Genomic DNA, 25,566 nt, shown 5'->3' with positions numbered 1-25,566 from the left:
ATTGCGTGCGTGTCGGGGACCCTGAACCGCCCATGCCGGGGGCATAAAAAAACTGCCCGTCGTCCCCGACAGGCAGCTTGTAAAAACGTTGCGGTCGCTTATTGCGCGGTGTCTTTCTTTTCCTTCCTGCCAAACAGGTTATTGAGCAGCGACTTGCCGGTATTCTCGGCTTTCTTCCGGATATCCTCCACCGGCGCCGGCTTCGTGGCGGCTGTGTCGCCGCTGCTGCTGTTTCCGCCGGCGAGTTTCTTCAGCAGCTCGGTCTTGGCGTTGTCGATCAACTGCTTCTTCACGGCCTGCACGGTATCGCGCAGGAGCTTTTTGCTGCTGTCCACCTTGGCCTGTACAAAGGCGTTGGCCTGCTGCTTCAGGTCGTCGGCGAGCGAGGCGGCCGACTCCTTGAAAGCGGTGCGGATCTGCGGGTTGGTGATGGTGCCGCCCATATTCACTTTCAGGTTCACCACGTCGCCCAGCTTTACGGGGATGCCGCGGCCCGCGGCCTGTGCCGCCAGGTTGTTCACGAAGTTGTTGGCACCCGCACCCAGCCTGGCGCGCGGCACCTTGAGGTTGAGCACGTAGTCGAGCGACTGGTCGATGCCGTGCAGGCCACCCGCCTCCAGCTCCATATCCGCCACCTTGACGGTAAAGGGCTTCACCAGCACCTTGCCGTTGGCAAACTCGAAGAAGCTCTTGACATCTTTCAGTGAAATGTTCTGCAGCTGTGAGATCTGGAGCGTGTTGGCCAGCTTGTCTACCGGCGCGAACTTCTGCAGCAGGCCTTCGATCAGCAGCAGGTTGCCCTTGCCGGTGAGGGTGTTGTAGTCAGGCATCATGCCCGCGCCCAGCTTGCCCGTGAGGGAGAGCTGCGAGGATAGTTTGCCGCCGAGGTATTTACCTACGGGCATCAGCTTCTGCACCGTGTTGAAAGCGAGAAAGGTCTTTTGAATGTCGAGGCCCTGCACATCGTAGGTGAGGCTGATGTCGGGGTGCTTCTTGTCGTGGAGCGTGGAGTAAGAGCCGTTGATCTTCATCGTACCCTCGAGGGCCGCGGCCCGGACGTCGTTCATGAAAACCGTCTCGTCTTTTACCAGCAGGGCACCCGAAACGCCTTTGAGATCGACCTTATCATAGTGCACCGCATCAACGGAAGCAGTGAGCCCGAGGTCGAGGTTGCCGGGCACCAGGAAGGGCTGCGCGGCAGCCGAAGAAGCCTGCGCGGTGTCGGCCGAAACCGGGATAAACTCGTCGAGGTTGATGGCATCGGCATGAAACTGCATGCGGCCGCTGAGCGGGTCGTTCTTCAGCGCATAGGCCAGCGCGTTGTCGAGCGTGCCGGAAGCGGTGAAGTTTGTTTTGCCATAACGCCCCACCAGCTGCGACAGGGTAATGTTGCGCGGGTTGAAGGTAGCCAGAAGGGTACTGAGCGCCACGCCGGCGGGATAGTCTTTGGAAGCATATTCGAAACCATCAAGCCGCAGCGTGCCGCCGGCATTGAAGCCTTCGTAGCGCTTTTGCTGGAGCGCGGCCACCGAGCCTTTCATGGTTACATCAGCGAGCGCGATGCCGGCGAGCTTCGTACCTGCTTCGAGCTTCACCATGCGGCCGATCTGCGCCAGGTCGAGGCGGCCCTTGACGGCGCCGTCGATATTCATGGCCGATGTGGGCTGTGTCAGCAGCAGGTGACCGTCGATGGGCGCGCCGCCCATTTCAAAGTGTGCCTGCGGCAGGCGGATGGTGGTGTGGTCGGTAACGCCGTCGGGGTTTTCTACCTGCAGGGCCAGGTTGATGTTCTTCACCGGCTGCGGCAGGTCGGGGTACTGGAAGAAACCGTTGGCCACGTCGAGCTTCACGTTGAAGGCCGGCAGCTGTGTGGGTCCGTATACGCCTTTCACGAAGCCTTCGAACTTCGCGGAGCCGCTTGTTTTGATCTTGTCGAAATCCTTTTTATACAGGGCCGGGATGAGCGAGAGCACCTCGCGGAAGGTGGTGGAAGGCGCCTTCAGCGACAGGTCCATCTTGTAAGTGCTGTCGGTGAGCAGCTGCACCGAGCCGTTGGTGAGCAGCTGCAGGGCATTGATGGAGATCTTGCCGTTGTTGAAGGTGTAGGTGTTGGTCTTGTTGTCGATCTCCAGGTCGGCGTCTACGGTGGTGGCCACGTCGGAGAGGTAAGGGATGGCGCCATAACGAACGGTGAGGCCGCCGGCTTTCGTCTTGGTCTTCAGCGTGAATTTTTCCGAAGTAAAATCACCGCTGCCTTCGTGGTCGAGGCCGCTGAGGTGGGTGTAGATGCCGGCGCTCTCGTCGGTATAGCGGATGTCGGCATTGGTGAGGGCGTACTTCGTCAGCTGCAGCGTGTAGGGCGCGGATGCTTCCGAGGTAGCGGCGCTCGTATCGGGCTTTAGGATGTCCCAGTTGGCGGCGCCGTCCTTATGCACGATGGCATTGATCCGCGGCGCATCGAGGCTGACGGAATAGATCTTGAAGTCGGAGCCGCGCACCACGCTCCAGAAGTTGAGCGCCGCCTCTACCTTGTTGGCCTGCACCAGCGTATCGCCTTCAAAGGCGCCGCTGCCCACTACACGGAGACCTTCCACGGCCACCGACACGCGCGGGAAGCGCCGGAAGAAGGAAAGCGACACGTCGTTGAAGTCGACCTGCGCATTAAGCTGCGCGTTCATCTCTTTTTTAAGCGCGCCGACAAGCTGTTTTTTGAAAAGAAAGGGAGCGGTAAAGGCAAAGAGGAGGAAGATGCCCACGAGGAGGGCAAGGCCTTTCAGGATCTTTTTGAGCATAAGACGGTGGTTCGGTTCACGGATAGACGCGGTGGCGCCGGTGTTTTAGTATATGCAATTTACGGAATAAGGGGCATGCAGAAGTGCTGAAACGACGGATGTGCCAAAGGTGTCGCTGCGCGACGCCTTTGGCGTCATTGCGAGCGGAGCGAAGCAAACTCCGGCGTTACGCAGGGTGCTCGCAGCCGGAAAAAGTGCACGTTGAAGCTTTTTCGGCTGCGATTAGTCTTCAGGTCGGGGAGTTTGCTTCGCTCCGCTCGCAATGACGGCTATCGCCGTCGGCTTCGCAAACCAACCTCAAAACCCCAGAACCTAGAACCGTATTATTCCACCCAGAGAATCGAGTTACCCGTATTGAATTCGTTCTGCTCCCACAGCTTGTTGCCGGGGTCGAGGATCCATTTGCCGTCGGCGAAGAACTTGTAGCGGTGCTTGCCGGGCGCCAGGTACACAGACAGTACCCAATCGGAACCTTCGCGGCGCATGGGGTAGCTGCGGGGGTTCCAGTCGTTGAAGTCGCCGCCCACGAAGGCGCTGCGTACATCGGGCTTGCGGAGGCGGAAGGTATAGTTGGCGCCCACCACCAGGATGGAGTTGCCCTTACCGTTGGGCCCGTCCATATTGAGCGGGTTGCCCGGGTCGGCCATCCAGCGGCCGTCGACGATGAACTTATACTCGTAATTGCCGGGCGCCAGCACGTACGGAAGCGTCCAGCCCGAAGCGGTCTTTTGCAGGAACAGCTCGTCACGGCGCCAGTCGTTGAAGCTGCCGGCAACCGATACTTTCTTCGCGTCGGCAAAGCCCCCGAGCGCAAAGGTGACATTGCGGCCCCTGCGGATCACGGAGTTCCAGGAGCCGTGGCCGTCGTCGAGGCGGAGCGGGTTGCCGGGGTCGGTGACCCAGCGTCCGTCCACCACGTATTTATACAGGAAAGAGCCCTCGCCCACATAAGCCGGCAGGAACCAGCCGCTCGCGCTGCGCTGCAGGCGCAGCAGGTCTTTATTCCAGCCATTGAAGGAGCCGGCGAGCATCACGGTACGGGCATTTACATTTCCGGGCAGTGTGAATGTGTAATTGGTCTTGTAATAAACCGAGTTGCTATTGCCCTGCCCGTCGTCTTCGGCGAAGTAGTTGTCGCGGTCTACCTGCCAGCCGCCATCCACGATGAACTTGTACCAGTACTTGCCGGGCGGGAGGCGCACGGTGGCGATCCAGCCGCTGTCAACTTTGGTCATGCGGATGGAGTGCCGCTGCCAGTCGGTAAAGGAACCGGCAAGCTGCACGCCGCGTGCGCCTTGTTGCCCACGCAGGTAGAACACCACCGACGAATCGCGGACGGCGAAGGGGTACTTATTGATGAAGCGGTTGGCGCCGAAGTTGCCCTCGGGCTGCGGGTCGGGCGTGGTGGTGAGGCGGAAGCGTGCGGCGGGGTCCTGCAGATCTGCCGGCGGGAAGAGCGCGCGGTACAGCACGGCCTTGCTGGCATTGTTGCTTTCCACCACCCAGCCCTGCTTGCGCAGGGAGTCCTGCATGCCGCGGCGCACAAACTCTTTCAGGTAGAGGTCGCCGAGGTCGTAGCGCTCAATAAAAGCGTCGAGCTCACGGTTGCTCAGGTCCTTGCGCACTTCAATATACATGCGGTTGTCGCGCACCGAGCAGGTCTGCGCCTGCGCGGGCCATACGCCCAGCAGGAAGCCCGCCACCAGCAGGCAGCGCAGGATCATTGCTTTCAGCGGGCGCGTCACTTCCATACGTACATTTTCCGTGTTACAAAGTTAAAGCCCATCCGCCGTGGCGCGAAGGCGTCAAAGCTTAGGATACCGTTAATACAACTCATGTCGGCAAAGCAGGTGTGCTCGAGGCTGGAGATGAGCACAGGTAACCCGTTCAGCGTTTGCCCGCCCACGCTCAGCTGCGCGAGGGTGCCATAGAAGGCCTCGGATTTACGGCCCGCCGACCCGTTGAGCGCCACGCGCCGCGTGATCTGCACCTGCTGGAATACCGCGTTGGGCAGGCGGCTGTCGAGTACGCTCGACTCGGCGCCCGAGTCCATCACGAACTGCAGCTTGCGGCCGGCCACTTCGGTATTCACCAGGATGAATCCTTCCTTGATATCGATGGGATACTCCTGGTAGCCGGGTGTGTCCTTCAGGGCCTGCGCGGCATAAAGCACCGGCTCGTGGCGGCGCGCCTTGTGGATATAGAGCAGGTTGTTGTCGTAGTCGATGAGCACCTCGCAGTCCTGGAACAGGCTCATGCCCAGCAGCCCGAAGATGCGCACTCCTTTGGCGCTTTCCAGGTGCCCGAGATTGCCGAGGTCCACCTCCTGGTTGCGGTAATGAAGGGCGCCCAGCCCCAGGTCTTTGATAACGGTGCGCTGTACCGGGGCGCCGCCGCCGGTGATGCCCGCGCTTTCCACGTCTGCCTGCTGGCTCACCGGGTAGTCGCGGAAATAAGTCTGGTTGAGCAGCATGTGCGCGGCACCGGTGTCGAAAATAAAGTTGCCTTTGATGGTATCGGCCTGCGCTTCGATGAGGATCAGGTTGCCCACGCGGCTGAAGGGGATGGTGGCCGACACCGAATCCTGCGCCATAATGAAGGCGGGCCACCAGCGCTTGCCCGGGAACCCGCGCCCGGGGCCGCTTCCCGCAAATGCCGGCACCGCCCCCAACAGGAGCAACAGCAGCAGCATATAAAAGCGGGCCTTGGTCATGGCGATGGTTGGACGCCGAAGCTAGCGATGGCGTTACAACGGCAACTTACCGGCTGTCCCTTTACCAATTTCTTAACGAACGAATTGAGGAAAAGCGGAGATGGAGTGCTTTGTCGTAGAGGAATTTCTCGCAGAGTGCGCGGAGCGTTTCGCAGAGTTCACAGTGGCTATTTCTACGATTACAGTTTGGGGAGCATGTCCTACAGGTCCCGGGTGTCCTAGGTGCGTGCCTTCGGGAGCCCGCAGCGTTTTGCACGCCGTCGGCGTGCGGGCTTATTCACCAAGCGCAGCGGCCGCGTCGGGCACGCTGTAATCGAGCCGGAAGCTCCGGCGGTGGTGCACACAGGGCCCGTGCAGGTTCAGGGCCTCCTGGTGCTCCCGGGTGGCGTAGCCTTTGTTTTTGCCCCAGCCGTAGTGCGGAAAGTCTTCGTGAAGGCGGTTCATGTGATCATCGCGGTAGGTCTTGGCAAGCACCGAGGCCGCGGCGATGGACGCATATTGTGCATCACCCTGTACAATGCACTGGTGCGGGATGAAGGCATAAGGCGTAAAGCGGTTGCCGTCTACCAGCAACAGCTCGGGCACCACGGACAGCTTTTCAACGGCCAGGTGCATGCTCCTGAAGGCCGCGCGGAGAATATTGATCTCGTCGATCTGCTCCGGCTCCAGGAAACCAACGGCCCAGGCGATCGCTTCGGCTTCGATCACCGGGCGCAGCTCGTAGCGCTCCTTCTCCGTCAACTGCTTGGAGTCGTTGAGCAGCGGGTGCGCAAAGCTGCGCGGCAGGATAACGGCCGCGGCATAAACCGGCCCGGCCAAACAACCCCGCCCGGCTTCGTCGAGGCCGGCTTCGATAAGTGTTTCCTGGAAATAAGCGCGCAGCATGGCGCAAATTTCGGAAGAGAAATCAAGCGAAGGACAAGAAAGGATCGGATTTACGCCCAATTTATCATAACAAGCCAAAAGAATCTGCGCTATCTGCGTTCCTTCTCTCAGCAACCGGGGCGTACTTTTGCCGCGCACACCAAAAAGTCTTTCTTGAGATCCACCTTCAAGTCCCGCTCCTCCCGCCCCGTGGCCATCTGGCTCCTCATCGGCGTTGTCATGGTCATCGTGCAGGTCATCCTGGGCGGCATCACCCGTCTTACCGGCTCGGGGCTATCCATCACTGAATGGAACGTGGTCACGGGCGCGCTGCCGCCCCTCAACCAGGGCCAGTGGCTCGCCGAGTTTCACAAGTACCAGCAGTCGCCGCAATACCGCCTGCTCAACTCCGACTTCCAGCTCTCCGATTTCAAATTCATTTATTTCTGGGAATGGTTTCACCGCCTCTGGGGCCGCCTCATCGGCGTCGTGTTCGCCATCCCCTTCGTGGTGTTCCTCGTGCAGCGCCGCTTCCGGCAGGACATGATCAAGCCCCTGCTGGTGCTCTTCATCCTGGGCGGATTGCAGGGCGCCATCGGCTGGATCATGGTGGCCTCGGGCCTCGAAGGCGACGCCATCTATGTAAAGCCCACGCGGCTCGCGCTGCATTTCATCTTCGCCCTCGGCCTGCTGTGCTATACCTTCTGGTTTGCCCTGCAGCTGCTCACCGACCCGCACGATAAGGTGACCGCGCCCCGCCTCCGCACCGCCACCTGGTGGATCGTGGGACTGCTCGGCCTGCAACTCATCTTCGGTGCGCTGATGGCCGGCCACCGTGCCGCGCCGGCAGCGCCCACCTGGCCCGACATCAACGGCACCCTCGTGCCGCGCATCTTCCCCCACGGGCTCGTCAGCGCCATCGAAGACCGCATCACCATTCATTTCATCCACCGCAACCTGGCCTACCTGCTTACGGTATTCATCCTGGTGTGGACCTACCGCGCCTTCCGCCGCCGGCCCACGGCCCTCTTTGCCAAAACACGCATCCTGCCGCTGCTGCTTGTGCTGGTGCAGGTGGCGCTCGGCGTGGCAACGGTGCTCACCTCCGTACACATCCGCCCGGCGCGCTGGAACGACTTCGAATGGATGGCGCAGCTGCACCAGTTTACCGCCCTGCTGCTGCTGCTCGCCCTGGTGGCAAACGCCTTCCTGCTCCGCAACAAACGACCGAGTGTATTGTGAGATCTCCGATGTCGGATGTCGGATGTAAAAGGATCGCTGTGCGATCCTTTTTAGCATGCGCCAGCCAAATCGGACATCGGAGATCGGACATCACACATTTTCTTCGGTAACTTACGCCCGATCAAGCACCACCCTTCCATGGCGTACCTGAGAGGCATATTCTATTCACTACCCGTACAATTACTTTTTCTTCACTTCAGGAAATACCAGGTCCTGTTGCTTTTCTGGCTCCTGCTCTTTGCGGTGGTTGGCGGTGCTTTCATGAAGACCTTCGGTGCCGAGGCCCTCTTTCTCGCACCCGAATACCTGGGCGATGTGAACGCCCTCAGCACGATGCTGGTGGGCGCGGCCATGGGCGTGTTCATCATGTGCTGGAACATCACCACCTTCATCCTCTTCAGCCGGCACTTCACCTTCCTGGCGGCCACGCAGTTTCCCTTTCTTAAATACTGCATCAACAACAGCGCGCTGCCCCTCGGCTTTCTCATCTTCTTTTTCTTCCGCGCTTATTCATTCGCCCACTACCGCGAGCTCATTCCCAACGGCGAGATCCTCCTGCTGATACTCGGCTTCGTAGGCGGGCTGCTGCTGATACTGGTGGTTTCCTTTCTTTATTTCTTCCGGGCCGACAAGACCATCCTGCGCGGCCTGCAGCCGCTGTTCAAGAAGGCGGGAAATGTCATCGCACAACTCCAGCCCGAGCAGGCCCCGACGGGCGGTCGCACCCTCATCCGCTCGGAATGGTTTCTCGATTCGCTGCTGCGTGTTCGGCGCTGCCGCGACGTGAGCCACTATTCCGCCGAGCTGATGGAAAAGATCTTCAAGCGCCATCACTTCGCCGCCGTGCTTTCCATGGTCTTTGCTTTCCTGTTCCTGGTGGCGCTTGGCTTCTTTCTCGACCTGCCGGCCTTCCAGCTTCCCGCCGCGGCATCGCTGATGCTTTTCTGCGCCATCCTCATCGGCGTGTCCGGGGCCTTTGCCTATTTCTTCCAGAGCTGGAGCGCGCCCATCCTGATCGCCTTCCTGCTGCTGCTCAACGTGCTGTACCAGAATGAGTGGATCGACCCGCGCAACCGCGCCTACGGCCTCAACTACGCCAACCGCGACGAGCGTCCGAAGTATTCCGCCGAAAGCCTTTCCGCCCTGGCAACACCCGCCGCCGTGCAGGCCGACCGCGACAATATGATCGCCATCCTGGAGCGCTGGAAAGCCCGCCAGGGCGAGGAAAAACCCCTGCTGATCCTGGTGGCCACCTCGGGCGGCGGCACCCGCAGCGCCACCTTCACCATGAATGTGCTGCAGCACCTCGACTCCATCACCGGCGGCGCCATGATGAAAAAAACCTTTCTCATCACCGGCGCCTCGGGCGGCATGATCGGCGCTACTTATTTCCGCGAGCTGTACCGCCGCCACCTTACCGATTCCACCATCAACCTGCACGACGCGCGCTGGGTAGACGATATCGCGCGCGACCTGCTCAACCCGACCTTCACCTCCTTCGTTATCCGCGACCTCTTTTCGCCGCAGCATAAGTTCACCGACGGCCGGTACACCTATATCAAAGACCGCGGCTATGCTTTCGAGCAGGCCCTCAACCGCAACACCCGCGGCTATCTCGACCGCCGCCTTGGCGACTACCGCGCCGACGAAGCAGCGGCGCGCATCCCGCTGATCTTTTATCACAACGTCATCACCCGCGATGCCAAGAAGCTGCTCATCTCCACGCAGCCGCTGCGCTTCATGATGACCGCACCCAGCGACAGCCTCGACGCCGGCTCGCCCGACGCAGTAGACTTCCTCAGCTACTTCCGCCAGCAGGATCCGTACAACCTGCACCTGCTCTCCGCCCTCCGGATGAACGCCACCTTCCCCGTGGTGCTGCCCAACGTGATGATCCCCACCGACCCCGTTACCGACGTGATGGACGGCGGCCTGCGCGACAACTACGGCGTGGAAACGGCCCTGCGCTTCCTGGCGGCGATGCACGGCTGGATTGAAAAGAACACCCGCGGCGCCCTGCTGGTGCAGGTGCGCGACCGCATGGACGGCGGCTGGGAAAATCCCTACGACGCCAGCACCATGACCGAGAACGCCGTGAAGCCCTTCTTCCTGCTGCAGCACAACTGGTATAAGATGATGGACTATGCCCAGGGCGATATGGCTTCTTATTTCCTCGGCACAAGCCGCTTCCCCATTCACCGCGTGTCGTTCCAATACATTCCCAACAAGCAGGAGAACAAGGCGGCGCTCAACTTCCACCTCACCAAGCGCGAGAAGCTCGATATCGCCGGCTCCATCAACAGCGAAGCCAACCAGCACAGCGTTGCAAGGATGCTGGGGCTGATGGCACCAGAGAAAGAACGCTGATTCCGCCAGCGGAATGCGCAGATTAATTATGATAAAAGCTGATGTTGGTACCGATATCCGCGATTATCATAACAAATCATAAAAAATCTGCGTTCTTTCTCTCCCCCAGCCGGGCAGCGTATCTTAGCCACTCCATGAAAAAGCTCCTTCTTTCGCTTTCCGCCACCCTCCTTACCTTGTTTTCTTTCGCGCAAGGTGTGATCAGCGGCACCATCACCGATGCCGAAACGGGCCAGCCCCTCGAGGGCGCCTCCGTGTTCGCGCAGAACACCACCATTGGTATGGTGTCGAAGGCCGACGGCAGCTACCGCCTCTCGCTGGGCAAGGGCGGCTACGAGCTGGTGGTATCCTACACCGGCTACGAATCGAAGCGGATGAACGTGGAAGGCTCCGGCGACCAGACCCTCAATTTCGCACTGAAGAAGGAAGACAAGAGCATGGCCGAAGTGGTGATCCAGGTGTCCAACGAAGTACCCGACGGCTGGGAGAAATACGGCGAGTTTTTCCTCGGTCACTTTTTGGGCAAGACGGAAAACGCGAAGCAGACGAAGCTCGAAAACCCGGCGGCCCTGCGCTTTTTCTTTTACAAGCGCAGCAACAAGCTGAAGGTGTTCGCCTCCGAGCCGCTGAAGATCTCCAACGCCGCCCTCGGCTACAACCTGCAATACAACCTCGACTCGTTTGTTTATTACTATAAGACCGACATCAACTCCTACCGCGGCAACTGCCTTTTCCTGCCGATGGAAGGCGATGCCACGCAGCAGGCCGCCTGGGCCAGGGCGCGCGAGACGGCCTATCTCGGGTCGCGGCTGCACTTCATCCGCTCCTATTACGACAGCACCCTGAAGCAGGACGGCTTTACGGTAGACATGCTTTCGGAAGGCAGCGCAACCCAGTTTGGCCGCCTCACCAATCCCTACGACACGAGCTATTATTTCTTCGACGACAGCACCGGCAACGCCGAGCTCTGGTTTCCGCGCAAGGTGAGCGTGAGCTACCTCAAAGCAAAGCCGGAGGCCGGATACCTGGAGCAGATGGGGCTGCCGAAGAACGTACCCCTGCAGATCTCCTATATCGAGCTGAAGGACGCCATCCTCGTAAAACCCAACGGCTACTTCACCGAGCAACGCAGCTGGGTAAACGAAGGCTACTGGAGCTGGAAGAACCTGGCGGACCAGCTGCCGTATGATTACAACCCATAGAAAAGAAGAAGAGAAAGAACGCGGATTTTTTATGATCTGTTATGACAAACGCGGATATCGGTACCAACATCAGTGCAAATCATAACCAATCCGCGTATTCCGCGTGCGGAATCAGCGTTCTTTCTCTGACTGCTGCCAACGAAAAAGCCTCCGCATAGCGAAGGCTTCAAATTTTTTCCGGGATTTCTGCGTTTTCCGCCTGTCCGATACTCAGTGAAACACGTTCACAAGTACCAGCAGTACGAAGATTACGAAGAAAAGCTTCACAAGGCTACGGAGCGAGTGGCGCGAGACAAGTTCGTTCATGGGTGGATTTGGTTTTTCAGGCAGGAGCAAAATTCCAACCGGAAAGCCGCCACCGGCGCCGCTCCTAGCCGACGGCGGCAAAAACTTCGGTGAACGCCGCCGGGATGTCGCCGGACGCCGCAACACCCCCCCAGGGGCACCTGCACGGCACCCAGTGATCACTGCACGCTCCCGGATGGTCACCTGCATGCCACCGTTTGGCACCGGGCGTCCGCCGCAAGGCCCGCCGCTACCGGAAAACCTGCATCGCCGCTATTCGTTAATCGTTATTCGCTATTCAACCTACGTTGGCTATCTTGCCGGCGTCCACACATGAAACTACTCAGCCCTGCCATATCGAGATTTGCCCGCTTACGCCTCTGGTCGGTAGAGCAGTGGCGCACCGACCCGGTGGCCACCCAGTACAACGTGTGGCAGGACCTCCTGGCGGCCGGCCAGTATACCGAGTACGGCCGGCAGCACGGCTTCTCGGCCATCCAGTCGCTGAAGCAGTGGAAAGAGCAGGTGCCCCTCACCCAGTACGAAGACCTGAAACCCTGGATCGACCGCATGCTCCAGGGCGAAGAGCAGCTGCTCTGGAACACACCGGTTGGCTGGTTTGCCAAAAGCAGCGGCACCACCTCCGACAAAAGCAAGTTCATCCCCGTATCCGACGAAAGCCTCAAGGACAATCACTACAAGGCTTCGAAGGATGTACTTACCATGTACTATGCGGCCCACCCCGACTCCGACCTGCTCACCGGCAAGGGCCTGATTATCGGCGGCTCCCACCAGGTAAGCCAGCTCAATGACGACATCCAGTACGGCGACCTGTCGGCCGTGGTGGTACAGAACTCACCCTTCTGGAGCAACTGGCTGCGCACGCCCGAGCTGCCCATCATCCTCATGGACGAATGGGAAGCCAAGATCGAAAAGCTGGCGCAGCATACCATCCACGAAAACGTAACCTCGATGGCGGGCGTGCCCACCTGGCTGATGGTGCTGCTGCGGCGCATCCTCGAGCTGACGGGCAAAAGCACCATCAAGGAAGTATGGCCCTCGCTGGAGCTGTACATGCACGGCGGCGTTTCTTTCGTTCCTTACCGCAAGGCCTTCGAAGAACTGATCGGCGCGCCCATCAACTACCTCGAGATGTACAACGCCTCGGAGGGCTTCTTCGCGGCGCAGGACGATATCAACGCGGAGGGCATGCTGCTGATGCTCGACCACGGCATCTTCTACGAATTCATTCCCGCCGGCGAGTGGGACGCCCCGCAGCCGCGCACCCTGCAGCTCGACGAAGTGGAGCTGGGCCGGCAATACGCCCTCGTGATCACCACCAACGGCGGCCTCTGGCGCTACCTCCCCGGCGACACGGTGCAGTTCACCTCGCTGTCGCCCTTCCGCGTGCGCGTGTCGGGGCGTATGAAGCATTTCATCAACGCCTTCGGCGAAGAGTTGATCATTGATAATGCCGACAAGGCCATTGCCGCCGCCTGCCGCGCCACCGGGCTTACCGTCAACGACTATACGGCCGCGCCGGTATACTTCTCCGGCGAAGACAACGGCGCCCACGAATGGCTCATCGAGTTTCAACAGGTGCCCGAAGACATCGCTCCCTTTGCCGATGCTCTTGACGCGGCCCTCAAGGAAGCCAACAGCGACTACGAGGCAAAGCGGCATAAGGACATCGCCCTGCGCGGCCCGCAGATCGTGCCCGTGCCCGCGGGCTCCTTTGAGCGCTGGCTCGAAAGCAAAGGCAAGCTGGGCGGACAGCACAAAGTGCCCCGCCTGAGCAACGACCGGCGCGTGCTGGAAGAAGTGGCCGCCTTCCTCGGCCGGGCCACCGAGGCCTGAGGGCCATTCAAGGGCTCAATAAGGGATTTGACCTATTGAAGCCCCCCTATGTCGCCCGATTGCCGACCTTCAACCCGCCAACTCTAACTGATGCCTTTCCGCACCTCCACCAACTCGCTCGACAATCCCATGCTGCAGCTGGCCGACGCCATGCCGCAACTCGTATTTATGGCCGATGCGCAGGGAAGGGTAACCTATTTCAATTCACGCATACACGAATATTCCGGCGCCCACCAGCTCGCCGACGGCAGCTGGGAATGGCAGGGGATCATTCACCCGGAAGATGCGGGCAACACCGCCCTTACCTGGATGCAATGCCTGGCCACCGGCCTTCCCTTTGAATCGGAGCACCGGATGCAGCTGGCCGACGGCTCCTTTTGCTGGCACCTCACCCGCGCACTGCCGCAGCGCGACGCCGCCGGCGACATCAGCCACTGGTTTGGCACCGCCACCAACATCCACCGGCAAAAAGCAGCCGAGCAAACCCTGCGCGAAAGCGAAGAACGCTTCCGCCTGCTCACCAACTCCATCCCGCAGATCGTGTGGATCGTGGATGCGGGCGGCAACACCGAATATGTAAACGACCGCTGGTATACCTATACCGGCCAGGACGATGAAAGCGTGGGCCGCGAAGGCCGCATCAGTATGATGCACCCCGACGACCTGCCGGTGGTGCTCGACCTCTGGCAGATGGCCCAGCAGCAGGTGGTGCCGGTGCAATGGGAATACCGCCTGCGCAACGTCCATACAGACCGTTACCGCTGGTTTTCCGCGCAGGTGCTGCCACTCAAAGACGAAGCCGGCCGCCTCGTGAAATGGATCTGCGCCGCCTCCGACATTCAAAGCCATAAAGACAACGCCGGCCTGCTGGAACAGGAAGTGGCCGAGCAAACCCGCACACTGAAGGCCCTCAATGAAACGCTGAGCCGGCAGGCCAGCGAGCTGCTGCGCTCCAACGACGACCTGCAGCAGTTTGCCCACGTAGCCTCGCACGACCTCAAAGAGCCGCTGCGCAAGATCCGCACCTTCGTAAGCCGCCTGCAGCAGGAGTTTGGCGATGACCTGCCCGCGCCCGGCCCCGACTACCTTTCCCGCATCGAAACGTCCGCCGCGCGCATGACCCAGATGATCGACGGGGTGCTGCATTACTCGGTGGCCGACCACCTGGAAGATCGCGATGTAAAAGTGGTTGACCTTACAGAAACGCTGGAGAACGTTGTTTCCGACCTCGAGCTGCAGGTCCAGAAAACCGGCGCGCAGCTCCACATCGACGCATTGCCGCAACTGAATGGCGTGCCGGTGCTGCTGCACCAGCTGTTTTTCAACCTGGTGAACAACGCCCTCAAGTTCGGCCGCCCCGGTGAAGCGCCGCGGGTGCGCATCACGAGCCGGACGGCCACATCCGTAGAAATACAGGAGCAGCACCTCCACCGGAAGCAGGCCTACGCAGTGATCTCCGTGGCCGACTCGGGCATCGGCTTCGACCCGGCCTACACCGACAGCATATTCAAAACCTTTACGCGCCTGCATCCCAAAGACCGCTACGAAGGCACCGGCCTCGGGCTTGCGCTTTGCCAGAAGATCGTGCACCGCCACGGCGGGGCCATCGCCGCAAGCAGCGCTCCCGGCGCGGGCGCAACCTTTACGGTGTACCTGCCCCTGGCGCAGGAATAATTCAATTCAACAAGTCAGTAAGGAGTCAGCGCAACTGGTCGGCGGCCAGCCTGCCCAGGTGAAACTGGAGGCGCATCAGCAGGTAATCGGTGGGCACCGGCTTGGCCAGCACCTCGTCGGCGCCGAAGAGAGCCGCGCGGCCGCGGTGGCAGTCGTACCCGGTAATGAGCAACACCTTTATGCCGGCATCGCCTTCCTGCATCTTTATCTTCCAGCAAAGCGTGCGGCCGTCTTCGCCGTTGATGTTGATGTCGACGAGGTAGAGGTGCGGACGGAAAGCGTGCCGCAGCTCTTCGGCCTCGGCAATACTGGCCGCGGTTTCCACGGCGTAGCCCGCTGCCTGGAGGCGGCGCTCCAGCAGCATCAGCAGGTCAATATCATCATCTACCAGGAAGACCCGGTAGGGCAGTGTAGGCAGCATGTTTAATTTGATTCAGAACCTTGTGTATGCTTCGGCGGCGAATGAAGATAGAAGTTGACTGACGGGTGAAGGTTCTTCAAGGGAACGGATCTTAATCTGGTTTTTCGTAGGATCGGAACGGCTGAATGGCTCAGCCAACTTCTGCAAACAAAACTAATAAGGGAGCGCGGCGCAGGCAAGCGGGAAACTTGCCGATTTTCTTCGTAAAAATACGGATGGCCTCCCGGGAAAACCGGCCGCTGCCACAAGCACATTCAAAGCGTAAAGGCGTAGAAATATTCAATAATCGATGCTCAATATTCAATGTTCAAGTGACTGCTCCCTCACCTTGCGACCTGAGCATTGAAAATTGATTATTGAATATTATCTCTTGGGCGGGCTTCCCGAAACAAGTGCTCCACCACCAGGGCCGCGTACCAGTTCCTGCCCGCGGCCGCATTGAAGTAACGTCCGCCGAAGCCGTTGATATCGTTGCCCAGGCTATAGCGCTCGTCCAGCAAATTATCCGCGCCCACAAACAGCTTCACCCGCAGGCGCGCCTTCCACCAGTGTTGCAGGCCCACTTTAGCACCTACAAGATGGTAGGCGGCGGCGTACACATCGTTGGCGTCGCTGAGCGGCAGCCGGTCGCTGTAGTAATACGTAAGCGTGGCAAAGAAGCGGCCCTTCAGCCACAGGTCGGCGCCCGCAGCGAGCGTATGCGGCGCGATGCCGGGCAGCGCATTACCCGAATAATCCTCCGTCACCTGCCTGAAGTCCTGGTAGCGATAGTGCTGCCAGGTATAGGCGACCCAGAAGCCCGTGCCCTCCGTGAAGGTGGCGCGGGGCAGCAGCTCGTAGCGCGCCTGTGCCTCGATGCCCTGCTGCCGCGTGCCGCCGGCATTGACAAAGAAATCACCACCGCCGGCCGTGCGGCGCTGCACGATGGTGTTGCGCAGGCGAAAATGATATCCCGACACTTCCACGAATAGCCCGCGCAGCGGCGCAGCCTTCAGCCCGAGCTCGAAGTTGTCGCCGAGCTCGGCTGAGAGACCGGTGTTGATGGTGCCGCCCGAAGGCAGCAATTCGGCGGTGGTGGGCGGCGAAAAGCCCCGTGAGAATGCGCCCCACAGGCTCCACCTGCCGAGGCGGCGCAGCAGCGCCACGCGCGGCGACCACTGCCGGAAGCGCTGCTCCTGCAGGCCGGCCGAGGCCGGGCTGTAGCGCTGGAAGAGCACCCGCAGGAAGTTGCGGCTTGTGCCGGCGGTCAGGGTCCAGGGCCCGATGTCGGCGACGGCCTGCAGGAAGAACAGCACCTGCCGGTTGCGGATCTCGTCGATGTAGCGGAGCGAATCCGGGTTGCCCGCGTCGCTCTTATTAATAGCGAGCGTGGTGAATCCTTCCTGCCATTCGGTGCCGCCATCAAAGCGGAGCCTGTTGCCGGCACCGAGCGGAAGCCTGTAGGAAAGCAGGCCGCGCAGCCCGCCGTGCGCCTCGTTGCTGCGGGCGTAATTCTGAAGGGTAGGATTGCGCAGGAGGGTAAACTGCGTGTAGGCGCTGCTTTTCGCTGTCAACCGCGGCAGCAGCTCCTGTTCGTATGCAAGCCCGGCCAGCAGCTGCTGCTGGCGGATGGAGGCCTGCGCTTCTTCCGCACCAGGGAAGAATTGAGTTCCGGGCCGCGCGGCCTTCGGATCAAGGGCATATTCTGTAGCGGTGAGCGCACCGGGCGTTTCGTATTTCAGGTCGCCGTACAGAAAGGTGGTCTTGAGCTGCCGCCCCGCCGCGGGACGGAAGTTTCCCGTCCAGCTCAGCACGTCGCGGCGCAGCCGCGAGTGTGCGCGGTAGCCGACGCTCTCCTGGTGCTGGAAGCCGATCTTGTTCTGCATTTTTTCACTGCCGGTGATGATGCGCCCATAGGCATTGAGCAACCCGTAGCTGCCGCCGGCCCACTCGGTAAGGAGGCCGGGGCGCTCCGCGGTATCGCTGCTTTCAATGAGCAGGGCGCCACCGGTGCCCGCGCCGTAAAGGCTGCTGCCGGGGCCGCGGATGATTTCGAGGTGATGAAAGTTGTAGTAACCGAGCTGGTTGAGATAAGTGTGGCCGCCAGGGTCGGTGATGGGAAGGTCGTTGAAATAGACTTTCACATTGCGCACGCCAAAGGGAGACCGGAGTGCGGAGCCGCGGATGTTAAAGCGGTAAGAGCCGGGGGAGCGTTCTTCCATCCGGACGCCGAGCGTTGAATTCACGGCCTGTACGATGGCGGTCGGCGCAAAACGCCCGAGGGTGCGCTGCCCGATGTACTGCACGGGCGCCGGCAGGTTGCGCAGGCGGCGCGCACCCTCGAAGGCCTGCACCCGCACCTCGCCGAGCTGCACCGAGCTGTCCGCTTCCTGGCCGTTCGCGGCCAGGGAAGCAAGCAGTGGTCCGAGGAACAACAAGGCCGGCGGGCAGGTTGAAGCAGTCGTCATGAGCAGGCTGTTAAAAAAAGAAGGCCATTTGATGGCCGGCATAACTGCGGTGCCAAATGGGCATGCCTTTGGTAGATACAATGGTTAGCGAAGCCTGTCTGGAACCTTGAAGAACAGCCACCGGAGGGACTTCCCACGAAAAATCCCGGAACTATGAGCGATCGCTATTACTTACTTCGGAACAACCGCGAAACCGGTCCCTTTCCACTTGGTGAATTATTGCAACAATGCCTGCTGCCCGGCGATCTTGTGTGGGTGGAAGGCCGCAGTCAATACTGGCACCAGCCCGCCGAAGTGCCCGAGATCGAGTCCGCCCTGCCCAAGGGCTATAGCCTCTCCCCCACCGAAAAACTTTCGTCTTCTGTCACGGAGCATATCAGCGACCGGGAGATGGCCCTGCGTGCCGAGAGCATCCGCCGCCGCGCCCTCGCCGCCCTGTACCACCAGGTGCCGCTCCACCAGGGAACACCGCGTGCCGAGATTCCCACAGGCCCCGTCTATCTCCGCGAGGAGGACGCCGTAGAGGTCGTTCAGTATAAGCCTGCTTCCACCCGGAACAATATTGCCGAATTCATGCTCTTCTGCACCCTTTCCACGCTGGTGGTGATCGGCTGGCGCAGCGGCGTATTCTCCCACCTGGTGCAGGTGCGCCCGCAGGTGGCCGGGCAGGCCACGCAGCTGGTCAGCGAAAGCGCCAATGCAGCCACCGCCACGGCAGTGCCCGGGCAGCAGCCGCAGCAATCCGGCTTCCTGCTGCCCCAGCCGAAGGCACAGCCCATCGCCCTCAGCAACAACAGCGAGCATACCGATTCGTCGGCCCTTGCCATACATAAGTCCGCCACGCACCCCCGGCCGGCGGCACCGAAACGTACGGCTGCATCCGACAGCGATGTACTTGCCGTCACTCCCGACCCGGCCACCGCCAATAAAGGCACGGAAGCCGCACCGGCCAGCGCCGATCCGCTTCGCGAGCCGGTGAAGACAGCCGTCGCACCCGACAAAGCCGATAAGCCTGCGAACGACGTTGCAGAAAAAGCAAAGCCGAAAGAAACCGCTGTCACACCCGACAACAAGAGCGTCGCCGACAGCGAGGTGAAAGAAGAAAAGAAAGGCTTTGGCCTGTTCCGCGGCCTCTTTAAAAAGAAGAAGCGCGAGGAAGCGGCTGCCCCGGCCAGCGACAACTGATCGCCCGGCGCATCATCCAGCAAAATATAAGCACGGAGAGCAGGTGCGCCTGCACCAGCAGGGGCGTGCCACCAAACGGGACCGTGGCACCCCAGCCGCGCTCCAGCAGGCTATTGTAGAGCCGGTGCAACAATCCGAATTCCACAAGGATGGGCGCCAGCAGCAGCAGCACCAGCAATGCGATGCGCCGCCCTGCCGGCAGTGCCCGCACCGCTGCGGCAACGGGCACTCCATATACCAGCAGCGACCAGGCCGCCAGCAGGCTGCGCCCGGCCGCACTGCGGGCATCCATAAAATGATCCAACACCACGCGTTCATCGCCACTGCCCACGCAGGAGGTAAGGATGTGCGCGCCGGGAAGCGCCGCAAACACGAGCGCTATGCCCCAGCCGGCTTTTTTGCCGCCGCGGCGGAGCAGCAGTGTGCCGGCCCAGGCAAGGCTATAGGAAAACAGCGGCCCCGCGGCTGAGGCCCACACACTCTCCGGCCCCGAACCTGCTGTCTGCCAGCGGTTAAAGTCGCGGGGGCCATAAGCTCCAAAGAGCAGGTAGCCCGTCTGTATATGTACCTGCTCGTGCAGCTCTGTGGCTACAAGGCAGAGCGAGAGAAAGGCGGCCCACCAGGCAGGCGGCGGAAGCTTGGGTTTCATGGACCATAAGACCACAGGCGCCCTTTCCGGGTTACCGGGATTTTCTGTTAAAAGGATTCCGACCTAAAACATTCTTTTATAGCTGGTTATAAGTTAAACTCTTCTTTCTTTAACAAGCGCGGCTGCTTTGGCACGCTTTTGTATTAATGAGGGAGAAGACAACCATCAGTTCACCGAAAAATGATTGTTATGAAAAATTTTATTACAGTAATCGCGATCGCTGCAACGATGGCCGCCTGTAACACGACGCCTAATCCTGCTGCGACCACCACAACGACAACGACAACGACTACTCCCGATACCGCGGGTCTTGCCGCTTACCAGGCCTGGAAGGCCCAGAACGAGCTGGCCGCCATGCAGAACTATAATAACGGCGTGGCCGCTGCCCCGGTAGCTGCCGCCGCCTCTACCCGCGCTTATGCGCCGGCCCGCTCTTCGAGCAGCAGCAGCACCCGCCGCAGCTCCTCTTCGAGCCGCAGCTCTTCGGGCACCTATAGCTCGGGCTCTTCGAACACAGCCTCTGCTCCGGTAGCACGCAAAAAGGGCTGGTCGAAAGCCGCTAAAGGCGCCGTTATCGGTGGTGTAGCCGGCGCTGCCGGTGGTGCCATCATCAACAAGAAAAACCGTGGTGCCGGTGCTGTAATCGGCGGTATCCTCGGTGCTGGCGCCGGTGCGATCATCGGTCGCGGCCAGGACAAAAAAGACGGACGTTATTAAGAACGATAAATTTTTTTGAAAGACACCCTGACGGCCCCGGATTCCTCCGGGGCCTTTTTGTGATATTAAGATCTCGGATGTCTGATTTGAGGCAGCAATGTTCGATATTCAACGCTCCCTGATCAATTTTCAAGTGGAGCGCTACCACACCTTGAGCCTTGCACATTGAACATTGATTATTGAATATTCCCGCTTCTCCTTCTATTCTGCTTTCGGAGTTCCTTGATCGATATTCAATATTCATCTCATCCGCTCCTACTTTTGACATTCAACCTTTCTTTATGAGACGAATCACCTTGCTTGTCCTCCTTTTCCTCTCCGCCCGCCTCGCCGCCTTTGCCGACGAAGGCATGTGGCTGCCGCAGCTCCTGCAGTCGCTCAATGAAAAAGACATGAAGCGCCTCGGCATGAAGATCTCCGCCAGCGACATTTACAGCATCAACAAAAGCTCGCTGAAGGATGCGATCGTGAGCCTCGGCGGCTTCTGCACCGCCGAAGTGATCTCCACACAAGGGCTGTTGCTCACCAACCACCACTGCGGCTTCGACGCCATCCAGAACCACAGCACCCTCGACCATAACTATATCCGCGACGGCTTCTGGTCGAAGAACAAAGGCGAGGAGCTGCCCAACGCCGGGCTCACCGCTTCCTTCATCGTGCGCATCGACGAGGTGACCGGCAAGGTGACCGAAGGCCTTGATCCCGCACAGCCGGAGAAGGACCGCCAGGCCCTTGTGGACCGCAAGATCGCCCTGCTGCGCAAGAGCCTCCCGCACGAAGCCTGGCAGGAGATCATCATCCGCCCTATGTTTGAAGGCAACAAGTATTACGCCTTCGTCATCGAAACCTACCGCGACGTACGCCTCGTGGGCGCGCCGCCGTCCTCCATCGGCAACTTCGGCAAGGACACCGACAACTGGATGTGGCCCCGTCATACCGGCGACTTCTCGCTGTTCCGTATTTATACAGGACCCGACGGCCGCCCTGCCGACTACTCGCCCAACAACAAGCCGCTGGTGCCGAAGCGCTCGCTCAACATCTCGCTCGACGGCGTTGCCGAAAATGACTTCACCATGGTGTTTGGCTTCCCCGGCCGCACCACCGAGTACCTGCCCTCCGCGGCCGTGGTGCAGATCATGAACGTATCTGACCCGGCGAAGATCAACATCCGCGAGAAAGCGCTGTCGGTACTCAACGGCTATATGCGCCAGGACGAAGGCATCCGCATCCAGTATGCCGCCAAGTATGCCGGCATCGAGAATGCCTATAAAAAGTGGAAGGGCGAAGTGCTCGGCCTCCGCGCCAAGAACGTGGTGCAGAAAAAGCTGGCCTACGAAGCCGGGTTCCGCAACCGCGTACAGGCCAACCCGAAGTGGAAGGAGCAGTACGGCAACGTGCTGGCCGAGCTCAACGTAGCCTGGAAGCAGCTGGAGCCGTACGCGCTGGCCCGCGACTACTACAACGAAGTGTTGCCGAAGATCGACCTGCTGCTGATGGCCCGCGCCCTGCAGCCGCTGGTGGCCGCCGCCGAAAAGGGAAGCCCCGACTACAACACGGTGCGCGATAAAGTGCGCGCCGAGCTCCGTGCCGATTACGCCGAATTCAACCCCACGGTGGACCGCGCCGTGGCCGAGGCCCTGCTGCCGCTTTATGCCAATGACCAGAAAGCCGACTACGTGGCCGCCACCCTCGCTTCGAAAGCTACTCCGGAGCGCATCGCCGACCTGTACCGCAACTCGTTGGTTGATGATTCCACGGAGCTGTTCCGCCTGCTCAACGGCGAGCCGAAAGAGGTGGCTGCCGCCCTGCGCAAGGATGCCGCCTTCCACCTCGCCCTCGAAATGCAGGACACCTACGGCAGCACCGCCGGCGCCAACGTAACGGAGCTGCAAACACGGATCAACGCGCTGCAACGCACTTATATGCGCGCCCAGATGGAAGTGTTTGGCGAGAAGCGCTTTTACCCCGATGCCAACAGCACACTGCGCGTTACCTACGGTAAAGCCAAAGCTTACAACCCGCGCGACGGCGTCAACTACGGGCTGTACACCTACCTCGACGGCGTGATGGAGAAGTACGTGCCCGGCGACTACGAATTCGACGTGCCCGAGAAGCTGCGCACGCTTTACAAGAACAAAGACTTCGGCCAGTATGGCGCTAAGGGAAAGCAGCCGGTATGCTTTATCGGCACCAACCACACCACCGGCGGCAACTCGGGCTCGCCCGCGCTGGATGCCTCGGGCAACCTCGTGGGCCTCAACTTCGACCGCGTATGGGAAGGCACCATGAGCGACATCTCCTACGACCCCGATATCTGCCGCAACATCATGGTCGACATCCGCTACGTGTGCTTCATCATCGACAAGTTCGCCGGCGCGCAGAACATCATCTCCGAGCTGAAGTTCGTGCACCCGAAGAAGGCAGCGAAGTAAGGTCGCCTGCGGCGACTGTTTGCAGGACGACACGACGACACAACGGCATGACAATAAAAAGGTCTCGCTTTGCGAGACCTTTTTATTGCACATTGCGGCGCAGTGACTCTGAGGCAAAACGAAGGCACCGCATGCGGTGCCTTTGATAATAAAAACGTCGTGCCGTCGCGCTGTCGTGAACCAAGGCCGCTTGCGGCCGGCCCCTCAGCCCGTAGTCTCAACGCTGAAGGGCCCGATGGCGGGATCCAGTTTTATCCCGGCCATGGCCACCTCGTTGTTGTCGAAGAAGTCGACCCAGTGGCTGCGGTCGTATTCGGCGGCTTCGGCGGAGATAAAGCTGATTTGTTTTTTATGCTCCAGTATGTAGGCCGCGATGTCGAAGAGGCCGATGCAATGGCCGGAACTGAAAGCCAGGCAGCGGGTATGCACCGCATCGGCTGTATAGGCGAAGCGGATGGGCCCGAGCGCCGTCAGGTCCTGCCGCAGCATGCCGGAGATAAAAGCGCGGTCGTGCGCTTCGGCCTTGCCAACGCTGTCGAAAGGCTCATATTCCAGCTCGGTTACGTGGTGGCTGTAGGGCACGATCACATCGGGCAGGTAGTCGGGACCCACCGGCTCGGCCTTGTATTCGTTAAATACCACCCGCACCGTTCCCGGCAGGTAGTGAAAGGCCGCGCTGGCCAGCAGGTTGCCTTTGGCGGAGAAGGCATTCAGTTTACGATCCATAGCTATCGGTTTATGTCGCGGCGGCCCGGTGGCCCCGGTCAATACCAGGGCTCCAGGCGGCGCAGGTCGTTGAAGTTAATACTCGTTGGCTCACCCATATGAAACAAGGGAACCCGCTGCATGCAGTCGGCGTTGCTGTCGAGACCAGTGGCCACAAGCTCGTGATCGAAGCGCGGGTGCTGGGTGGAGCGGTAGACCATCGTTTTGGTGTTGGCCGCGAAGCTGTAGCGGAAGTCGATCATTGCCTGGCAGCCGCGGTGGTCTTCGAGCACATAGCGCAGCAGCACCGGGTCTTCGTCGTAGCCGTAGGTGTAGGTAAGACCAGCCTCGAACTCGTGCGCCGCCCGCTGCCGCACCAGCTCCCAGTCGTGCGCCCGCGCCTCGGCAACGCTCGAAAAGCGCCGGAACGAAGGATACAGCTCCTGGTTCAGGCCCGGGTAAACGGAATAACTGAACTCGCCATCATTTTCAAACTCAATAGCGCGGTACGTAGTAAGCAGGGCCGACACGCTGTCGGGGCGATCATAGAAAAAAGAAAGCTCGGCGAAGAGGCAATTGGGGCGGGAGAATACCTTCAGAACGCGGTCCATGGAGCAGTTGTTGGTGAGGGAGGAAGATACAGCTTGTTGGAGATCCGGGAATCTCAGATCGCAGATGTCTGATCTGAATCGTGAGCGGTGAACCGTCAACCAACCGTTAACCCGCGACGCGTGGCGATTCGATAGAAGTAGATATCGTTCATTATCGCTTACTCGTCCTGCAGCCCCTTCCCCTCCAGTATCCGCTCCGTATACTTTTCAATCCGCGCCACGCGTGTTTTAGACTGCTTCGCCGCCGCAAAGTGCAGCAGGTAGCCGCGCTGGCGTCCCGGGGTGAGCGCCTCGAAGGCAGCCCTGAGCTCCGGATGGCCGATGAACTTCTCCCGTAGTTCTTCAGGCACGGCGTAAGCCTCCGTCTTCTTCAACGCCACCTTCAAACCTTTCTTTTCCACTTCGATAGCTTCCTGCAGGTAGGCCTTCAGCACCGGTTCCAGCTCGCGGATCTCCTCCGCGTTGGTGAAGCGCACCTGCCGTGCCGACTGCACCTGCCCGGTTTGCCGCACCAGGATGCTTTCGGCGTCCTGCAGCAGCACGCCTTTGTGAAAGAGCAGCGCGCAGTACTCCTTGAAGCCGTGGATCAGCACCACGTTCTTACCGCCGAGGGTGTAACAGGGCACGCCCCATTTGAGCTCCTCGCTAAGTTGGCAGCCGAGCAGGATACCGCGCAGCAAGCGCATTTCTTTCTGCCACCTTTTTTCTCTTTCCATAAACGCGTCCACCTTGGGGTTCATAGCATTCATTTTGGGTACTGCAGATTTAAGAAGTTTATCGCTGGCAGCCAACAGGTACCAACTTCAGCCTGCACTAATCAGCTCCCCCCTCCCCTTGGAAAGGGCAGGGAGGAGGTCTCAAAACAACAACAGCATCTGCCAGTTTGGATTGCTGTGCGTGGGCGAAAGGAAAAAATCGTGGCTGCCAATGATCCTGAAACCCTGGCGCTCATAGAAGGCGATGGCGCGGTGGTTTTCTTTCCAGGTGTAGAGCCAGGTGCCGGCTTGGCCTGCGTCTTTCATTAATGAAACCAGGAACTGAAAGAGCGTCTTGCCAAGGCCTTTGTCGTACCAGGCGCGCAGCACGTAGATGCGATCGAGCTTGGCCAGGTTCGACTGCGCAGCGCCCTTGTAAGGTGAGTTGAGCTGGATTTTTGAAAAGCCCGCGGGTTCGCCTTCGTAATAAACGAGGTGGTAAATATTGTTGGGATCCGACAGCTCGCGCTCCAGTTCCGCTTCCTTGTATTTAGCCGCTTCGTAGGCGTCGATGTCGGCGGGCGCGGCGCTGTGTCCGTGCGACTCGCGGAAGGTTTGCCCGGCAAGCCGGCTGAGGAGCGCGGCATCGGAAACCTGGGCAGGAACGATCGTAACTGGCGGGCGTGCTGGCATCGGTAGTTGTGGGGC

General features: G+C 60.1%; 19 protein-coding genes. 8 read left to right on the top strand and 11 right to left on the bottom strand.

Translation table 11 applies throughout. The annotated features are described in order from the left end of the window. Positions 1 to 98: 98 nt before the first annotated feature. The 4 genes from EPD60_RS13820 to EPD60_RS13805 all read right to left on the bottom strand — a co-directional run bounded on the left by EPD60_RS13820 (position 99) and on the right by EPD60_RS13805 (position 6,390). The gene (locus EPD60_RS13820; RefSeq protein ID WP_131450113.1) at positions 99 to 2,792 is read right to left on the bottom strand and encodes an AsmA-like C-terminal region-containing protein; all 2,694 of its coding nucleotides are present in this window, start codon (positions 2,790 to 2,792) and stop codon (positions 99 to 101) included. Between the two features lie 323 nt (positions 2,793 to 3,115). Then, a complete protein-coding gene (locus EPD60_RS13815; protein WP_131450112.1) occupies positions 3,116 to 4,543 on the bottom strand; it encodes a glycogen-binding domain-containing protein in 1,428 nt (475 codons plus the stop codon). Next, on the bottom strand, positions 4,534 to 5,505 hold the full coding sequence (locus EPD60_RS13810) for an aspartyl protease family protein (RefSeq protein WP_131450111.1): 972 nt from the start codon (positions 5,503 to 5,505) through the stop codon (positions 4,534 to 4,536). The genes EPD60_RS13815 and EPD60_RS13810 overlap by 10 nt, the downstream gene beginning before the upstream one ends. A 273-nt stretch (positions 5,506 to 5,778) precedes the next feature. Then, complete coding sequence (locus tag EPD60_RS13805; protein ID WP_131450110.1) at positions 5,779 to 6,390, bottom strand: ribonuclease HII; 612 nt, start codon at positions 6,388 to 6,390, stop codon at positions 5,779 to 5,781. A 153-nt stretch (positions 6,391 to 6,543) separates the two neighbouring features. Between EPD60_RS13805 and EPD60_RS13800 the strand changes: the two genes are divergently transcribed. From EPD60_RS13800 to EPD60_RS13780, 5 genes are all read left to right on the top strand, one after another. Further along, a complete protein-coding gene (locus EPD60_RS13800; RefSeq protein ID WP_243647837.1) occupies positions 6,544 to 7,611 on the top strand; it encodes a COX15/CtaA family protein in 1,068 nt (355 codons plus the stop codon). 216 nt (positions 7,612 to 7,827) lie between these two features. Then, entirely contained in the window at positions 7,828 to 9,978 is a 2,151-nt protein-coding gene (locus tag EPD60_RS13795) for a patatin-like phospholipase family protein (RefSeq protein WP_207896668.1), read from the top strand. Positions 9,979 to 10,112: 134 nt separating this feature from the next. Beyond that, the gene (locus EPD60_RS13790) at positions 10,113 to 11,180 is read left to right on the top strand and encodes a carboxypeptidase-like regulatory domain-containing protein (RefSeq protein ID WP_165871549.1); all 1,068 of its coding nucleotides are present in this window, start codon (positions 10,113 to 10,115) and stop codon (positions 11,178 to 11,180) included. 618 nt (positions 11,181 to 11,798) lie between these two features. Then, entirely contained in the window at positions 11,799 to 13,322 is a 1,524-nt protein-coding gene (locus EPD60_RS13785; protein WP_131450107.1) for a GH3 auxin-responsive promoter family protein, read from the top strand. Between the two features lie 90 nt (positions 13,323 to 13,412). Next, the gene (locus EPD60_RS13780) at positions 13,413 to 14,996 is read left to right on the top strand and encodes a sensor histidine kinase (RefSeq protein WP_131450106.1); all 1,584 of its coding nucleotides are present in this window, start codon (positions 13,413 to 13,415) and stop codon (positions 14,994 to 14,996) included. A gap of 25 nt (positions 14,997 to 15,021) precedes the next feature. Here EPD60_RS13780 and EPD60_RS13775 read toward each other — a convergent pair whose 3' ends face one another. Continuing rightward, a complete protein-coding gene (locus tag EPD60_RS13775; protein ID WP_131450105.1) occupies positions 15,022 to 15,417 on the bottom strand; it encodes a response regulator in 396 nt (131 codons plus the stop codon). 353 nt (positions 15,418 to 15,770) lie between these two features. Next, the gene (locus EPD60_RS13770; RefSeq protein WP_165871548.1) at positions 15,771 to 17,864 is read right to left on the bottom strand and encodes a TonB-dependent receptor; all 2,094 of its coding nucleotides are present in this window, start codon (positions 17,862 to 17,864) and stop codon (positions 15,771 to 15,773) included. 153 nt (positions 17,865 to 18,017) lie between these two features. Between EPD60_RS13770 and EPD60_RS13765 the strand changes: the two genes are divergently transcribed. Beyond that, positions 18,018 to 19,049 (top strand): DUF4339 domain-containing protein, encoded by a 1,032-nt coding sequence (locus EPD60_RS13765; RefSeq protein ID WP_131450103.1) that lies wholly within the window; start codon positions 18,018 to 18,020, stop codon positions 19,047 to 19,049. Here the strand turns inward: EPD60_RS13765 and EPD60_RS13760 are convergent. Next, positions 19,000 to 19,698, bottom strand: a complete 699-nt coding sequence (locus tag EPD60_RS13760) for a hypothetical protein (RefSeq protein WP_131450102.1) — start codon at positions 19,696 to 19,698, stop codon at positions 19,000 to 19,002. The genes EPD60_RS13765 and EPD60_RS13760 overlap by 50 nt on opposite strands. A 189-nt stretch (positions 19,699 to 19,887) precedes the next feature. Between EPD60_RS13760 and EPD60_RS13755 the strand changes: the two genes are divergently transcribed. Then, complete coding sequence (locus tag EPD60_RS13755; RefSeq protein WP_207896666.1) at positions 19,888 to 20,415, top strand: glycine zipper domain-containing protein; 528 nt, start codon at positions 19,888 to 19,890, stop codon at positions 20,413 to 20,415. 281 nt (positions 20,416 to 20,696) lie between these two features. Further along, complete coding sequence (locus EPD60_RS13750; protein ID WP_131450101.1) at positions 20,697 to 22,847, top strand: S46 family peptidase; 2,151 nt, start codon at positions 20,697 to 20,699, stop codon at positions 22,845 to 22,847. 204 nt (positions 22,848 to 23,051) lie between these two features. On the opposite strand, the gene EPD60_RS13745 is transcribed toward EPD60_RS13750, so the two are convergent. The 4 genes from EPD60_RS13745 to EPD60_RS13730 all read right to left on the bottom strand — a co-directional run bounded on the left by EPD60_RS13745 (position 23,052) and on the right by EPD60_RS13730 (position 25,551). Continuing rightward, positions 23,052 to 23,573: a hypothetical protein gene (locus EPD60_RS13745; RefSeq protein ID WP_131450100.1), complete on the bottom strand. Its 522-nt coding sequence runs from the start codon at positions 23,571 to 23,573 to the stop codon at positions 23,052 to 23,054. A 38-nt stretch (positions 23,574 to 23,611) separates the two neighbouring features. Further along, positions 23,612 to 24,163, bottom strand: coding sequence for a hypothetical protein (locus tag EPD60_RS13740; RefSeq protein ID WP_131450099.1), 552 nt, complete (start codon positions 24,161 to 24,163; stop codon positions 23,612 to 23,614). Between the two features lie 158 nt (positions 24,164 to 24,321). Next, entirely contained in the window at positions 24,322 to 24,903 is a 582-nt protein-coding gene (locus tag EPD60_RS13735; RefSeq protein WP_131450098.1) for a YdeI/OmpD-associated family protein, read from the bottom strand. Between the two features lie 117 nt (positions 24,904 to 25,020). Further along, positions 25,021 to 25,551 carry a GNAT family N-acetyltransferase gene (locus EPD60_RS13730; RefSeq protein WP_131450097.1) on the bottom strand — a complete coding sequence of 177 codons (531 nt, stop codon included), beginning with the start codon at positions 25,549 to 25,551 and terminating at the stop codon, positions 25,021 to 25,023. Positions 25,552 to 25,566 lie beyond the last annotated feature (15 nt).

The organism is Flaviaestuariibacter flavus, from assembly GCF_004337505.1.
Lineage (GTDB): Bacteria > Bacteroidota > Bacteroidia > Chitinophagales > Chitinophagaceae > Flavisolibacter > Flavisolibacter flavus.
This window is presented reverse-complemented; position numbering and strand designations above follow the sequence as displayed.